13 protein-coding genes are annotated in these 14656 nt (G+C 73.1%); 8 read left to right on the top strand and 5 right to left on the bottom strand.

Annotated features, from left to right (window positions below; genetic code table 11):
• Positions 1-41: 41 nt before the first annotated feature.
• Positions 42-1151: a glycosyltransferase gene (locus NRP21_RS16555; protein ID WP_257717328.1), complete on the top strand. Its 1110-nt coding sequence runs from the start codon at positions 42-44 to the stop codon at positions 1149-1151.
• A 21-nt stretch (positions 1152-1172) separates the two neighbouring features.
• Entirely contained in the window at positions 1173-2405 is a 1233-nt protein-coding gene (locus NRP21_RS16550; RefSeq protein ID WP_257717327.1) for a beta-glucosidase, read from the top strand.
• 88 nt (positions 2406-2493) lie between these two features.
• Here the strand turns inward: NRP21_RS16550 and NRP21_RS16545 are convergent, their stop codons facing one another.
• Positions 2494-3282 carry an enoyl-CoA hydratase gene (locus NRP21_RS16545; protein ID WP_257717326.1) on the bottom strand — a complete coding sequence of 263 codons (789 nt, stop codon included), beginning with the start codon at positions 3280-3282 and terminating at the stop codon, positions 2494-2496.
• 101 nt (positions 3283-3383) lie between these two features.
• Between NRP21_RS16545 and NRP21_RS16540 the strand changes: the two genes are divergently transcribed.
• The gene (locus NRP21_RS16540) at positions 3384-4046 is read left to right on the top strand and encodes a methyltransferase domain-containing protein (protein ID WP_257717325.1); all 663 of its coding nucleotides are present in this window, start codon (positions 3384-3386) and stop codon (positions 4044-4046) included.
• A gap of 97 nt (positions 4047-4143) precedes the next feature.
• Here the strand turns inward: NRP21_RS16540 and NRP21_RS16535 are convergent, their stop codons facing one another.
• Positions 4144-4335, bottom strand: a complete 192-nt coding sequence (locus NRP21_RS16535) for a hypothetical protein (RefSeq protein WP_257717324.1) — start codon at positions 4333-4335, stop codon at positions 4144-4146.
• Positions 4336-4566: 231 nt separating this feature from the next.
• Here NRP21_RS16535 and NRP21_RS16530 point away from each other — a divergent pair, with 231 nt between their 5' ends.
• Complete coding sequence (locus NRP21_RS16530; RefSeq protein ID WP_257717323.1) at positions 4567-4773, top strand: hypothetical protein; 207 nt, start codon at positions 4567-4569, stop codon at positions 4771-4773.
• Positions 4774-4908: 135 nt separating this feature from the next.
• On the opposite strand, the gene NRP21_RS16525 is transcribed toward NRP21_RS16530, so the two are convergent.
• Together NRP21_RS16525 and xseA are read right to left on the bottom strand one after the other, a co-directional pair.
• A complete protein-coding gene (locus tag NRP21_RS16525) occupies positions 4909-5715 on the bottom strand; it encodes a M23 family metallopeptidase (protein ID WP_257717322.1) in 807 nt (268 codons plus the stop codon).
• A gap of 11 nt (positions 5716-5726) precedes the next feature.
• Positions 5727-7304 carry an exodeoxyribonuclease VII large subunit gene (gene xseA, locus NRP21_RS16520; RefSeq protein ID WP_257717321.1) on the bottom strand — a complete coding sequence of 526 codons (1578 nt, stop codon included), beginning with the start codon at positions 7302-7304 and terminating at the stop codon, positions 5727-5729.
• A gap of 106 nt (positions 7305-7410) precedes the next feature.
• Between xseA and NRP21_RS16515 the strand changes: the two genes are divergently transcribed.
• The 4 genes from NRP21_RS16515 (at position 7411) to NRP21_RS16500 (ending at position 12090) form a co-directional block, all read left to right on the top strand.
• Positions 7411-8583 carry a sensor histidine kinase gene (locus NRP21_RS16515; protein ID WP_257717320.1) on the top strand — a complete coding sequence of 391 codons (1173 nt, stop codon included), beginning with the start codon at positions 7411-7413 and terminating at the stop codon, positions 8581-8583.
• A 79-nt stretch (positions 8584-8662) separates the two neighbouring features.
• A complete protein-coding gene (gene purD / locus NRP21_RS16510; RefSeq protein ID WP_257717319.1) occupies positions 8663-9931 on the top strand; it encodes a phosphoribosylamine--glycine ligase in 1269 nt (422 codons plus the stop codon).
• On the top strand, positions 9931-10860 hold the full coding sequence (locus NRP21_RS16505; RefSeq protein ID WP_257717318.1) for a DUF1835 domain-containing protein: 930 nt from the start codon (positions 9931-9933) through the stop codon (positions 10858-10860). The genes purD and NRP21_RS16505 overlap by 1 nt, the downstream gene beginning before the upstream one ends.
• Before the next feature lie 132 nt (positions 10861-10992).
• Positions 10993-12090 (top strand): alkene reductase, encoded by a 1098-nt coding sequence (locus tag NRP21_RS16500; protein WP_257717317.1) that lies wholly within the window; start codon positions 10993-10995, stop codon positions 12088-12090.
• Positions 12091-12348: 258 nt separating this feature from the next.
• Here NRP21_RS16500 and NRP21_RS16495 read toward each other — a convergent pair whose 3' ends face one another.
• Positions 12349-14412 (bottom strand): prolyl oligopeptidase family serine peptidase, encoded by a 2064-nt coding sequence (locus NRP21_RS16495; RefSeq protein ID WP_257717316.1) that lies wholly within the window; start codon positions 14410-14412, stop codon positions 12349-12351.
• Positions 14413-14656 lie beyond the last annotated feature (244 nt).

The raw sequence follows: 14656 nt of genomic DNA, 5'->3' as shown, positions 1-14656 counted from the left end.
AGCCGCTGCTGCTGTGCTTCTCCCACCTCCGCTGGGATTTCGTGTTCCAGCGGCCCCAGCACCTGCTCTCGCGCGCGGCGGCGTCGTACCGGGTGGTCCTCTTCGAGGAGCCGCTCTTTCCGCAGGATCAGGCGGGCCTGCCCCGCCTGGACCTGCGGGAGATGGCGCCGGGCGTGCAGGTCGCCACGCCGCTCCTGCCCCCTGACTGGGATGAGGGCAGGCGCGACGCCGCGCTACGGGAGCTGCTGGACGACCTGCTCGCAGGGCAGGCCGGCGGGCCCGTGGCGGTGGCCTGGTACTACACGCCGATGATGCTTTCCTTCTCCGGCCACCTGCAGCCCGCCGTCACCGTGTACGACTGCATGGACGAGCTCTCGGCCTTCCGCGGCGCCTCCCAGGGGATGCAGCTGCTGGAGCGCCGGCTGATGCAGCGGGCGGACCTTGTCTTCACCGGCGGACGCAGCCTTTACGAGGCCAAGCGCGGGCTGCACCCCAGCGTTCACCTCTTCGCCAGCGGCGTGAACGCCGACCACTTCGCCCCGGCCCGGCAGCCGCAGGAGGATCCGGCGGATCAGCGCGACCTGCCGCACCCGCGCCTCGGCTGGTTCGGCGTGGTGGACGAGCGGATGGACCTCGATCTGCTGCGCGCGGCCGCGGAGCGCCGGCCGGAATGGTCCTTCGTCATGCTCGGCCCGGTTGTGAAGATCGACCCCGCTTCACTTCCTGATCTGCCCAACATCCACTGGCTCGGCATGAAGGGGCACGGGTCGCTGCCGGGCTACCTCGCCAATTGGGACGCGGGGATCATGCCCTTCGCCCTGAACGAATCCACGCGCTTCATCAGCCCGACGAAGACGCCCGAATACCTGGCGGCCGGCGTGCCCGTGGTCTCCACCCCGGTGGCCGACGTGGTGCGGGACTGGGGCGAGGACGGGCTGGTGGCGATCGCCAGTGACGCGGAGGGCTTCGTCGCGGCGGCCGAGGCCACCATGGCGCGGCCGCGGGCGGAGTGGCTGCCGCGGGCGGATGTACGCCTGGCCCGCATTTCCTGGGACGGTGTCTGGGCCGGGATGGATGCCTTGATCCACCAGGCCCATGCCGCGCGGGGTACGGACCCCTCCCCGACGCCGGCAACCAGCCTTACGCTCTGACCGGACTTCAGGAGCTTCGGCATGGTGCAATCCTTCGCTCGGGGGGAAGGTCTCTTCCCGAGCTTCTTCCTCGGCGGGTTCGAGTGCTCTACGCACAGGCGGAGCGATCGCCGGCGGCTGGACCTCGTGGCCTCCACGCGGCACGACGCGGAGGCCGAGGCGGACTACGCAGGCCTTGCCTCGCACGGCCTGCTCGGCGCGCGGGACGGTGCGCGCTGGCATCTCGTGGAGGTCCGGCCCGGCGAATACGACTGGTCCAGCGTGCTGCCGCAGATGCGCGCGGCGAAGCGGGCCGGCGTGCGCGTGGCCTGGGACCTTGCCCATTACGGCTACCCCGATTTTCTCGATCCCTGGACTGAGGGCTTCGCGGATTCGCTCGCCGCCTACGCCGCGGCCTTCGCCCGCCTCGCGTTGGAGGAGGAGGGGCAGCCGCCGATTCTCTGCCCGGTGAACGAGATCTCCTTCTGGTCCTGGGCCGGCGGCGAAGTGGCGCACTTCAATCCCGTCGCCCGCGGCCGGGGCGGTGAGCTGAAGACGCGCCTCGTTGCCGCCTCCCTTCGCGCCGCGCGGGCCGCCCGGGCGGCCGTGCCGGGCACGCAGATCATTGCCGTCGATCCCCTCATCCGCGTTGTGGCGCGGAGCGAGAGGCAGGCCGGGGGCGCCGGGGGCTATCACAACTCCCAGTGGGAGGGGTGGGACGGGCTGCTGGGGCTGCAATGGCCGGAGCTCGGCGGCGGCGAGGACGGCTTCGACGTGATGGGCGTGAACTACTACTGGAACAACCAGTGGATGTTCCAGGGCCCGAAGATTACCCCTGGCAGTGCCCGGTACCTGCCGTTCCGGGAGATCCTGGCCGGAGCCTGGGTCCGCTACGGCCGCCCCATCTTCCTGGCGGAGACAAGCATCGAGGGCATTCCGCGCGCCAACTGGCTTCGCTACATCGGCAACGAGGTGCGGGCGGCCATGCGGGCCGGCGTGCCGGTCGGCGGCATCTGCCTCTATCCCGTGCTCAGCCACCTCGGCTGGGACAACGACCGCTACTGCCCGAACGGCCTGTTCGAACTGGGCGAGCCAGGGCAGCCCCGCCCCGTGGACGCCCCCCTGGCCGAGGAGCTGCGGCGCCAGCAGGCCCTCTTTGCCGCCCATTTCCGGGGCGAGGCGGTGCCGGAGGACCAGGAGGCCCTGCCCGAGCTTGCGGACGCCCTGCGCCAGAGGGCGCTGGAGTCGAAGGAGCAGGACGAGGCGGAATCCTAAGCCGGTTCCGGAGGGCTTCGCTTGTGGCCCGAGGGGGAGAGAAGTCCTTCTCTCTCCCTCGGCCGCCAGGGCCGACGCCGCTCGCGGACTACCGCCCCTGCCAGACCGGCTTCCGCCGCTCCAGGAACGCCGCAACGCCTTCCTTGAAGTCCGCGCTGGTAAAGGTGAGGGCCACCATGTCGTCCGCGTTGGCGCCGCGCATGGCGGTCTCGCGCAGGCGCTTCAGGGTGGTCTTCGCGGCGCGCAGGGTCAGGGGAGCGTGACCGGCGATGGTGCGGGCCAGTTCCTCCGCGCGGGCGAGGAGGCCGGCCTGATCGGGTAGCACCTCCGTCACCAGGCCCAGGGCTTTCGCCTCCTCGGCCTCCACGAGGCGGGCGGTGAAGATCAGCTCCAGCAGGCGGCCGGGGCCAAGCAGGGCGGAGAAGCGCGCGTAGTTGGCCAGCGAGAGGGTGTTGCCGAGGGTGCGCGCGATGGGCACGCCGAAGCGGAGCGCGGCCGAGCCGATGCGGATGTCGCAGACCCCCGCCACGCCGGCGCCGCCGCCGGTGCAGGCGCCGTGAATGGCGGCGATGGTGGGCTTGGGGCAGTCCTCGATCGCGGAGAGGACGCGGCCGATTCGCTCCTCGTAGTCCAGGGCGTGCTGGGCGGTGGTGAAGGTGGTGAACTGGCTGATGTCGGTGCCGGCGGCGAAGGCCTTCTCGCCGCCGCCGGTGATGATCCAGGCGCGGATGGAGGAGTCCTCCGCGATCTCCGCCGCCTTCGTGGCCAAGCCCTCATACATGCCGAATGTGAAGGCATTCATCGCCTTCGGGCGGTTGAGGGTGGTGAGGAGGATGCCGCCCTCCCGCAGCTCGTGGATCAGCTCGTTGTCGTCCATGGCGTTCCGCTCCGTATCAAGGGGGGGAGGGTGCCTCTTCAGGGCGTGGGGAGCAAAGGGGTGGCGTTGCCCGGCCGGGGCGCGCCGGGCATGGTGGCGCGATGCCGGATGGGACCGACCTTCAGACGCTGATCCCGGCCGTGGCGGCGCGCTACGCCGGCGCCTCGCGCTTCACGCGGGAGTTCGTGCCCTCGAAGCTCCGGCGCGATCCGGCGACGGCCGCCATACTTGGCCTCGCGCGGCGCGCGGGGGGCTTCGGGCACGTGGTGGACCTCGGCTGCGGGCGCGGGCAGTTCGGGATCGCGCTGCTGCTCTCGGGCGATGCATCCCGCGTCACCGGGCTCGATCTGGATGGCCGCAAGATCGCGGATGCCCGGGCGGCCGCGGCGGGGCTGCCGGCCGATTTCGCCCGCGCCGACCTCACCCGCGCGGAGGTGCCGGAAGGGGACACGGTGCTGATGGCGGACGTGCTCTACCAGCTGCCGGATGGGGCGCAACTGCGCGTGCTGGAGGGAATGGCCCGGGCCGCGCGGCGGCGCGTGGTGATGCGCCTCTTCGATCCCGACCGCGGCTGGCGCAGCGCCTTCGGCATGGCGATGGAGAGGGCCGGGCGCGCGATCCGGCGGGACGGGGCGGCGGTGCGGCCAATGCCGGTGCCGGAGGTGACGGCGCTGTTCGGGCGGGCGGGATTCCGCTGCGCCGTGGAGCCGTGCTGGGCCGGTACGCCCCTTCCGAATGTACTGCTGACGGCGGAGCGCGGCTGAGCTGCCCCCCGCCCGAGCGGGCAGGAGCAGAGCCGCGCGTGCTGGAGCTGGCGGAGCGCAGGCGGCGGATGCCGCGCGCGCCTCGCGAGGAGCCGGTTCAGGGCACCACCACCGCGGCTCCTGCGGCGTAGAGTCTCTCCCGCAGCCCCTGTGCGGGGCGCAGCAGCACGACGCCTGGCGCCGGCATGCGCAGCAGGTCCGCGCGCGTTTCGGAGACGGCGGCGAGCGCGGATTCATCGTCGGCGAAGACGGCGACGAGCGGTGCATCGAGCGGCATGGGCGGCGACATGCGTCCGATTTTCGAGACGAAGCGTGAAGGAGAGGTAAACGCCGTCTCATCGCATGAGCGGAAAGGTCGTCGGGCCGACGCAACGCGGCGTCACCGGGCGCGTTCGCCCCGCCGGAAAGGACACGGCATTCATCACCGTCTTGTCACGGCGCGGCGCCTTGCCCGACGTCGCGCCTGGCAACACTTTCCGCCCACGGCCAGCCCACCCCGGCCTCATCGGAGTTCGACCCTATGCGCGTACCGCTTCCCGGCCGCGACTACTTCCCGCCGCGCGTCCTCCTGCGCGGCCCAGCCCGGCCCATGCCTGCTGCCACGCAGATCGATGTGCGTGGGGCCGAGGCGCGTGGGGAGTGGCCCTCTCTCGGGAACATCATGCCCATGCTGATGCCCGCTTCCCCGCCCACGCCAATGGCAGGGCTGCAGCCGGCCGCGTCCTGAGGCGATAACCTCGGGAGGCGCCGCCTCCCGCTCACCCGGGGCAGACGCGAGGCGTTCCCCCCGGGCCGGGAAGAAAGAGCTCTCCCCTCTCGAAGACGCTCCTTCTACCGTTCCACTCCCCAGAAGCCGAAAGAATCAGGGCAGGACCGGCCGCGGATCCAGCGAGGTCGAGAGCCAGAACAGCCCGAGATGCAGGTGCGGTCCTGTCACGCGCCCCGTCGCGCCGGAGAGGCCGATGACCTGCCCGCGCGAGACGGCATCGCCCTCCCGTAGATCCAGGCGCGACATGTGCGCGTAGAGCGTCGTCACCCCGTGACCGTGCTCGATCAGCATTGTGTTGCCGGTGAAGTAGAGATCCTCCGCCAGGGTCACGCGCCCGCCGGCGGCGGCGTGCAGCGGGGTGCCGACGGGCACGGCGATGTCCAGGCCGAGATGCGGCGCGCGGGGTTCCCCGTTCAGGATGCGCTGGCTGCCATAGACGCCGCTGATGCGGCCTTCCGCCGGCCAGGCGAAGCCCTCCGCGAAATAGGGCGTGGCGGTGTCGGTGCGGCGGGCGGCGTTCAGGCGCTCCTGCTCCGCGCGGATTCGGGCCAGGGCCTCAGCGTCGGGCGTCACCATGCGGCCGGGCAGGCCGTTCAGGCGCTGGATGTCCCATTGGCGCGAGGCCACGGCAAAGGGGCGCTCCTCGCGCCTTCCATCCGGCGAGACGATGCCGAGCGCGGCGTGCGCGCCGGCGTCGCGGCCCAGGCCGAAGGCGAAGACGCCCCCCGACGAGACCCGCACGGCCCTGCCCTCGAAGGTCAGGCGCGTGCCGGGGTCGGCGCGGCCGATCACCAGCGCGCCCTGCGCGATGCGATCGGGCAGCACCACCGCGGCGCGCGCGGCACGTGCGAGGAGGAGCGCGGGGAGCGCCAATGCGGCGCGGCGGGGCAGGGTGCTCATGGCCCCTGCTTCTACAGCAGCGTGTCCTGCGGCGCTGTGGGCTTGCCGCGCCTCTTCGCGCGATCATCGGTCACGTTCACGCTGCCGTCCGCGAACTGCAACAGGAGCTTCTGGCCGGGGGACACTTCGGCAGCGGCGGTCACGGGGTGGCCGGAGGCGTCGCGCACCAGGGCGAAGCCGCGCTCCAGCAGCGCGCCGTAGGAGGCGCCCTCAAGGCGGGCCGAGAGGCCCTCCAGCGCCGCCCGCCGCTCCCGCAGCCGCCCCAGCACGAAGGGCGTGGGATCGGGGATGCGGGCCAGGGCCGCGCCGCGCTCCACCACTCGGCGCCGTGCAATGGAAGCCATCCGCTCCTCCGCGCGCAGCAGCGCCGCGCGCCCCTCGCGCAGCCGGCCGCGCAGCAGCGGCGCGGGATCGGGCGCGAGGGCGAGGCGGCGGGACTGCCGCGCCAGCACCGCGCGCGCGGCGCCGCCGATCCGTACGCCCATCAGGTCGAGCGCGCTCCGTTGCCTCGCGATGCTTTCCTGCGGCCGCGGCAGGCGCGCGGCGGCGCCTTCCAGCGCGCGGCGCTTTGCGGCGATCAGCGCGCGGGGCGCGAGCTGCAGCCGGTGGCCGCGATCCTCCAGCCGGTTGCGCCCGGCGGCGATCAGCGCGGGCAGGTCCGGCAGGCCCGATGCGGCGCGCGCCAGGCGCAGCCGGCCCCGGTCCAGCACGGAATGCCCCGCGCGCGCCAGGCGCGTGCCGCGCTGCGCGAGCACGGCCATCAACTCCTCCCGCGCGGGCACGGCCAGTTCCGCGGCCGCCGTCGGCGTCGGCGCGCGGCGGTCGGAGGCGAAGTCGATCAGCGTCGTGTCCGTCTCGTGCCCCACGGCGGAGATGAGCGGAACCGGGGAGGCGGCGGCGGCGCGCACCACCACCTCCTCGTTGAAGGCCATCAGGTCCTCGAGGCTGCCGCCGCCGCGCGCGACGATCACCACGTCCGGCCGCGGGATGCGCCCGATCGGTGAGAGAGAGCCCATGGTCGCGATGGCGGCCGCCACCTGCTCCGCCGCGCCCTGCCCCTGCACGGAAACGGGGATCAGCAGCACGCGGCGGGGAAAGCGGCGGGCGAGGGTGGTACGGATATCGTGCAGCACCGCGCCCTTCTCGCTCGTGATCACGCCGATCACCTCCGGCAGGAAGGGCAGGGGGCGCTTGCGCGCCTCGTCGAACAGCCCTTCCGCGCCCAGGCGCTGGCGCAGCTTCTCAATGCGCGCCAGCAGCGCGCCCTCCCCCGCGTATTCCAGCTTCTCGATCTGCAGCGCGTAGTCGGAGCGCTTGTCGGAGGCGGTGATCTTGCCGGTGGCGATCACCTCCACCCCGTTCTCCGGGCGCACCTGCAGCTTCGAGAGCGCGCCGCGCCAGATGATCGCGCGGATCGTCCCCGTCTCGTCCTTCATGGAGAGGTAGGAGTGGCCGGAGGGATAGGTCTTGAATTCCGTGATCTCGCCGCGCACGCGGATGCGGCCGAAGGCGCTCTCCAGCGTGCGCTTCACGGCGCCCGAGATCTCGGAGACGCTGTACTCGGGGATGTTGCTGACGGGTGCGTCCATCACGCGATTATGGCCCAGCCCGGCGCCGCGCGCCACGCGTGGCCGGAAACCTTGACCGCGCCTGCGCCCTTGGGTTCCCACAACAGATGGAGGGCGAGACCTGCCCATGCCTGCGGACGCCGCCGATATCCCGATGGAGGAGCAGCTCGCGCGTATCCGCCGCTACGGCGAGATCCTGGACGATTTCGCGCGCATGGCGGCCGAGACGAGTGACGGGGCGCGGCTGATCCAGCTGGCCTGCGTGCAGGCCTCGCGCGGGATCGGCATCCGGCACACGAAGGCGCTCCAGCACCGGCCGGAGCACGGGGACCTGCTGATCGTCGCGGGCGTGGGCTGGAACCCCGGCGTGGTCGGGCATGTCAGCCTCGGCACCGACCTCGCCTCCCTGCCCGGGCAGGCGCTGCGCACGCGCCTGCCCAACGTGGTGGACGACCTGCCGAACGACCGGGAGTTCCGCTACCCCGCCGTGCTGCGGGACCACGGCATCATCTCCGCCCTGAACGTGCCCGTGGCGGTGGATGGCGACGTCTGGGGCGTGCTGGAGGTGGACAGCGACGCGCCGCGCTCCTTCGGGCCGGACGACGTGCGGTTCCTCCTCGTCCTCGCCAACACGCTCGGCCTCGCGCTGCGCGGAAGGCTGGGCGCGGCGGAGGTGGCGGACGCCGCCGCCGACGCCGCCCGGCAGCTGGCGCAGGAACGGCTGCTGCGGGGCGAGCTGCAGCACCGCAGCAAGAACGACCTGCAGCTCGTCCTCTCCCTCCTCGTGCTGCAGCGCCGCCGCCTGCCGGAAGGCGAGGGCCGCCGCATCCTCGGCGAGGCGCTGGACCGGGTGGCGGCGATCGGGGTGGCGCACGACCACCTGAACCTCGTCCACGGCACCGGGCAGGTGGACCTGGCGGATTACCTCCAGGCCCTCTGCGCCAACCTCTCTCAGCGCCGGCAGGAGGTCACGATCGAGACGGCGCTGGAGCGGGTGATGATCCCCCATGCCCGCGCCGTGCCGCTGGGCCTCATCGTGAACGAGCTGGTGACGAACGCCCTGAAGCACGCCTTCCCGGATGAGCGGGCGGGCACGATCCGGGTTGAGTTCGCCATCCCCCCGGGCGGGGAGGCGCGGCTCTGCGTGCGCGACGACGGGGTGGGGCTGGGCCCGGCCCGGCCGGGCAGCGCCGGCACGGACCTCGTGCGGCGGCTGGTGGACCAGGTCGGCGGCAAGACGGCCCGGGCGGAGCAGGCCCGGGGCACGGGGTTCTGCGTGTTCTTCCCGCTGGTGACGTAGTGGCGGGGCCTCGGCCCGCAGGTGACGCAGGGGAGGCCTGGGGGCATAAGGCGCCCGGACATCGGGGGCTCGGGCTGGAATGAAGGTCCTTCTGGTCGGCGGCGGCGGGCGGGAGCACGCCTTGGCATGGCGCATCGCGGGGAGCCCCCTTCTCACGAAGCTCTGGGCCGCCCCCGGCAATCCCGGCATCGCTGCCCACGCCGAGTGCGTGGCGATCGGGGCGGAGGACATCCCCGCCCTCGTCGCCTTCGCGCGGGAGAAGGGCGTGGATCTGGTGGTGGCGGGGCCTGAGGCGCCGTTGACCCTGGGCCTTGCCGATACCCTGGCCGGGGCCGGCATCCCCTGCTTCGGCCCCTCCGCCGCCGCCGCCATGCTGGAAGGCTCCAAGGCCTTCACCAAGGCCGTGCTGGACGCCGCCGGCGCCCCCACCGCTGCCTGGAGGCGCTTCGACGACCCCGATGCCGCCCGCGCCCATGTCCGCGCCCAGGGCGCCCCGATCGTGGTCAAGGCGGATGGCCTGGCCGCCGGCAAGGGCGTGGTGGTGGCCGAGACGGTGGAGCAGGCCGAGGCCGCGATCGCCGACATCATGGAGAGCCGCGTGCACGGTGCGGCCGGCGCCTCCGTAGTGATCGAGGAGTGCATGCTGGGGGAGGAGGCCTCCTTCTTCGCCCTCTGCGACGGCACCCGCGCTGTCCCGCTGGTTGCCGCCCAGGACCACAAGCGCGTGGGCGACGGCGACACCGGTCCCAACACCGGCGGCATGGGCGCCTATTCCCCACCCCCCGCCTTTACCGATGCGATGCGGGACGAGGTGATGGCCCGCGTCGTGGAGCCGACGCTCGCCGAGATGGCCCGCCGCGGCGCGCCCTTCCGCGGCGTGCTTTTCGTCGGGCTCATGCTCACCGCCACCGGGCCGCGCGTGATCGAGTTCAACGTCCGCTTCGGCGATCCCGAGTGCCAGGTGCTGATGATGCGCCTGACGTCCGACCTTCTTCCCGCCCTGCTGGCGGCGGCGAAGGGGGACCTCTCCGGCGTCTCGCTGGAGTGGTCCGACGACCCCGCCCTCGTCGTCGTCGTCGCGGCGCGCGGCTATCCCGGCGCGGTGACGAAGGGCGAGCCGATCGGCGGGCTGGATGCGGCCGCCGCCGTCCCCGGCGCGCGCGTGTTCCATGCCGGCACGGCGCGCGGGGCGGATGGCCGGGTGGTCTCGGCGGGCGGACGCGTGCTGGGCGTCGCCGCCACGGCCGGGGATCTGCGCGCGGCGCGGGACGCCGCCTACGCTGCTGTGGACGCGCTGGACTGGCCGGGTGGCTTCTGCCGCCGGGACATCGCCCACCGGGCCCTGTGATGGCGGAGGCCACCGCCTCCATCCGCTGCGGCGACGACCTGCGCGGGCGGGTGCCGGGCGATTACTTCTGCCTGGCCGATCCCGTCTGCCAGGGGCCGGTGCATGGCGAGTTCCCCGCCGAGTACGTCTCCCGCCGCGCCGCCTTCGTGGCCGGGCACTACGCGCACGACGTGGCGGCGGTGCGGGCCCGGCTGGGCGCCGAGTACACGGCGCTGCGCGGCCTGCCGGAGTATGGCCGCATCCTGCTGTGGTTCGAGCACGACCTGTGGGATCAGGCCGTGCTGATCCGCCTCCTCTCCCTGCTGGCGGATTGGCCCAACCTTGCCGGGCGCCTGTTCCTGATGCCCGCCGACGGGGTGCGCCCCTTCGCGCTGCTGCCGCAGGACGAGCTGGAGGCGCTGGTGCCGGAACCCCTGCCCTGGTCGGCCGTGGAGGCCGGCGCCGAGGCCTGGCGCGCCTTCGCGGCGGAGGACCCGACCGCGCTGGACAGCCTTTCCCGCCGCGCGCTGCCCCTGCCGCACCTGGCCCGGGCCATGCGCCGCCACCTGCAGGACCTGCCCTGGGTGACGGACGGGCTGGGGCTGACGGAGCGGCGGGTGATGCAGGCGCTGGCCGAGGGCGCTGATGAGGCCGCCCTGCTCCGCGCCCTGGAGGCAGGCGACCCTGTCTTCCCGCTGACGGACCTGATCCTGCGCGACGTGGTGAAGCGCCTCTCCACCGGCACGCGCCGCCTGATCGGGCGCGATGCGCCGCACGCCCCCACCCCGCGCGGCGCCGCCATCCTGGCCGGGCAGGCGCGCTACGTGCCCGCCCCGCGCTTCCAGGCCGGGGTGGTGGTGGGGCCCGGCGGCGGCTGGTGGTGGAACCCGCGCGCGGCGGGGGTAACGAATCTGCCGCCCGGCCGCGGCGCCATGGGACTCCTCGGCTAGGGAATTCCGGGGCTAGAGGGTTTGCGGGCATGGCAGCCATGCCCGGCCCCTCCCTGCATCGCCGCCGCCCCGGCCCCAGATCGCCCGGCAACCGCCGGGCACACCGCCCGGCCCCCAGCCGAGGACGCAGCCTTGCCCACCGACAACGCCGCCAGCCCGCTCTTCCAGCCCACCCGGATCGGCGCCATCGAGCTCGCTAACCGCGTCGCCATGGCCCCGCTCACCCGCAGCCGGGCCCTGGCGGGCGACGTGCCCCGCCCCACCGCCGCCACCTACTACGCCCAGCGCGCCTCCGCCGGCCTCATCATCTCCGAGGCCACGCAGATCTCCCAGCAGGGCAAGGGCTACGCCTGGACCCCGGGCATCCACAGCAAGGAGCAGGTACAGGGCTGGAAGGCCGTGACGGAGGCGGTGCACGCCAAGGGCGGCAAGATCGTCGCCCAGCTCTGGCATGTCGGCCGCATCTCCCACCCCGACCTGCAGCCGGGGAACGCCAGGCCCGTCGCCCCCTCTGCCATCACGCCGCAAGGCCAGGCCTTCACCGAGGCCGGCTTCAAGCCGCATGAGGAGCCGCGCGCGCTCGAGCTGGACGAGATCCCCGGCATCGTCGCCACCTATGCCCAGGCGGCCCGCAACGCCCGCGATGCCGGCTTCGACGGCGTGGAGATCCACGCGGCCAACGGCTACCTGATCGACCAGTTCCTGCGCGACGGCAGCAACAAGCGCATCGACAACTACGGCGGCAGCATCGAGAACCGCATCCGCCTGATGCTGGAGGTGACCCAGGCCGTGACCGACGCCATCGGCGCCGACCGCACGGGCATCCGCCTCTCCCCCGTCACGCCCGCTAACGACGCGCGCGACAGCGACCCCTTCCCGCTCTTCAAGCGCGCGGTGGAGGCCCTGGCACCCTTCAACCTGGCCTACCTGCACATGATCGAGGGCGCAACCGGCGGCCCGCGCGACGTGGTACCCGGCTTCGACTACGCCGCCCTGAAGGCCGCCTTCCGCGGCCCCTACATGGCCAACAACGGCTACGACTTCGCCCTGGCCGATACCGCCCTGCGCGAGGGCCGCGCCGACCTGATCGCCTTCGGGCGGCCCTTCATCGCCAACCCCGACCTGGTGGAGCGCATGAAGGCCGGGGCGCCGCTGGCCACGCCGGACAAGGCGACCTTCTACGGTGGCGACGAGCACGGGTACACGGATTACCCGGCGCTGGCGGCCTGAGCGGCCCCAGGGGGAGAGAAGGAATTCTCTCCCCCTGGACCCCCACTCATCTTCTTCTGTCGGGCTGCCGCGGAATGTCCGGCTGGCCCGCGAAGCGCGCATTTCAGTTCAAAGGCGCGGGTTGCCATGTCCCGCGCCGAGCGGCGTGGCCGCTCGGCGAGCCGCAGGTCCCGCATTCTGCGGCAGCCCTTTAGGAAAAGATGATGGCGAGGGGTCCGGGGAAGGGGGGGAATTCCTTCTCCCTCTCCCTGGCCGTCCTCAGGCTTCCTCCCACCCGACCGCCCGGCGCAGGAAGGCCGCGCCGAGGGCGGCGAAGGTGGCGACCTCGCCATTGTCCTTTCCGTAGCCGTGCCCGCCCGCCGCCGGCTCGTGGAGCAGGGCGGGGTAGCCGAGGGACTGAAGTTTCGCGGCCATCTTGCGGGCGTGCCCGGGGTGGACGCGGTCGTCGCGGCGCGTGGTGGCGATGAGGATGGGCGGGTAGGGGCGGCCGGGTTCTGCCGCGTGATAGGCGGACATGTGCTGGAGGAAGGCCCAGTCCCCGGGCAGGTCGGGGTCGCCGTACTCGGCGATCCAGCTCGCCCCGGCCAGGAGCTTCGTGTAGCGGCGCATGTCGATGAGCGGGATGGTGCAGAACAGGGCGCCGAACCGCTCCGGATAGCGCGTGAGCATGTTGGCGATGAGGAGGCCGCCGTTGGACCCACCCTCCGCCGCGATGCGGCCGGGGGTGGTGACGCCGCGGCGGACAAGGTCGGCGGCGACGGCGGCGAAGTCGTCGTGGGAGAGGCGCTTGCCCTCGCGCCGGCCAGCCTCGTGCCAGCGCGTGCCGAACTCGCCGCCCCCGCGGATGTTGGCGATGACGGTCGTGCCGCCCTTCTCGAGCCAGAGCTTGCCGGTCATGCCCTGGTAGTGGGGCAGGCGGGAGATGCGGAAGCCGCCATAACCGGAGAGGTGGACGGGGGCGTCGCCCGTTTCCGCGGCGGGGCCGGTCTGGACGTAGGGGATGCGCTCGCCGTCCGTGGAGACCGCCTCGTGCCGGGTGATGACGAGGCCGGTGGCGTCGAAGACGGGGGAGGAGCGGCGCAGGAGCTCGGGGGCGGCGAGGTCGATACCCGTGAGCAGGAGGGTGGCGGGGGTGATCGGGTCCTCGACCTGGGCCAGCAGCGCGCCGTCGGATTCCTCCCCCTCGCTGTCCAGGGGCCAGAGGGTCGCGACGCCGGTCCGGGGCAGGTCCAGGCGGGCGGCAGACCACGCGCCCGGCCCGGGGGTGAGAATCGTGAACTCGGGGCGCAGCTCGTCCAGCACGGAGACGACCAGGCGGCCGTCGCACCAGAAGAAGCCCTGGAGGGCCCGGCGATCGCCGGGGGTGAAGAGGGTGGTGAAGCCCCGGTCCCCCGCCAGCGCGGCGTCGAGGCCGATGCCAAGCAAGGTGTCGGGGGCGTGGGTGGTGCCGTTCACCGTCCAGGGCGTGCGGGGGCGGGCGGCGAGCCAGCCGCGCTGCCAGTGGAACTCCGTATCCGTGGGCAGGTCGATGCGGCGCTTCGGGCCGGCGCGGTCCCCGAGATGGACGGCGGTGTCGTAGAAGCCGATCTGGTCCACGAAGACGATCTGGCCGGTGTCGCGGTCCAGGCCGCCCGCGGCGAGCATGTGGTCCTCGGGGATCGAGAAGAGGACAGGGGCGGCGGCGGGGTCCGTGCCGCGCGCCCAGAGGCGGACGGTGCGGGCGTAGCCGGAGCTTGTGGCCATTCCCTCCCCATAGGCCGCGGTGAGGAGGAGGGTGTCGCGGTCCAGCCAGTCCACCGAGCCCTTGCACTCCGGCAGGGCGAAGCCGCCCTCGACGAAGCGGCAGGCCTCCAGGTCGAATTCCCGCAGCACCGCCGCGTCGCCGCCGCCGCGGGAGAGGCGGAGGATGGCGATGTCGTGGGTGCCGGGGAGGGTGGTGGCGCCCTGCCAGACCCAGTCCTCGCCCTCCTCAAGCGCCAGGGCGTCGATGTCCAGCAGCACCTGCCATTCCGGCTGGGGCGCGCGGTAGCTCTCCATCGTGGTGCGGCGCCACAGGCCGCGCGGCTGGGCGGCGTCCGTCCAGAAATTATAGAGCCAGGCCCCACGGCGGGTGACGTGGGGCAGCTTGTCCGGCCGGTCCAGGGCGGCGCGGACGGCGTCCCGGTCCGCCTCGAAGCGCGCATCGGCCAGGCGGGCCAGGGTGGCCGCGTTCTGCCCGGCCACCCAGGAGAGGGCGCGCTCGCCCTCCACCTCCTCCAGCCAGAGCCAGGGATCGTCGTCCGGGGCGGTGAGGGTGGGACGAGGGTCGGGAAGGGCGGTCATCGACCGACGGCATACACCCGTGGCGGCCCCGGGGCCTATCGGCGCTGCGGCCCCCGGGAGACGAAGGGGTTCTTCCCGCCGGAAATCCCGCCTGCCCCTGAAGTCTCTCGCGGGATGCGGGGCTGATAGCGCGCCGGTCCGACAAAGATCCGGGCTGACAAGGATTTAAGCTGCCGGGAAAGCCGTCCTCCATCAGGGTGCCCGCGGCCGCCCCGTGGGAAGTGCATCGCGCTCGCCCGGGGGA

The sequence above is a fragment of the Roseomonas populi genome (assembly GCF_024594815.1).
GTDB lineage: Bacteria > Pseudomonadota > Alphaproteobacteria > Acetobacterales > Acetobacteraceae > Roseomonas > Roseomonas populi.
The sequence above is the reverse complement of the archived record's forward strand: the minus strand, read 5'-3'. Positions and strand labels throughout refer to the sequence as shown.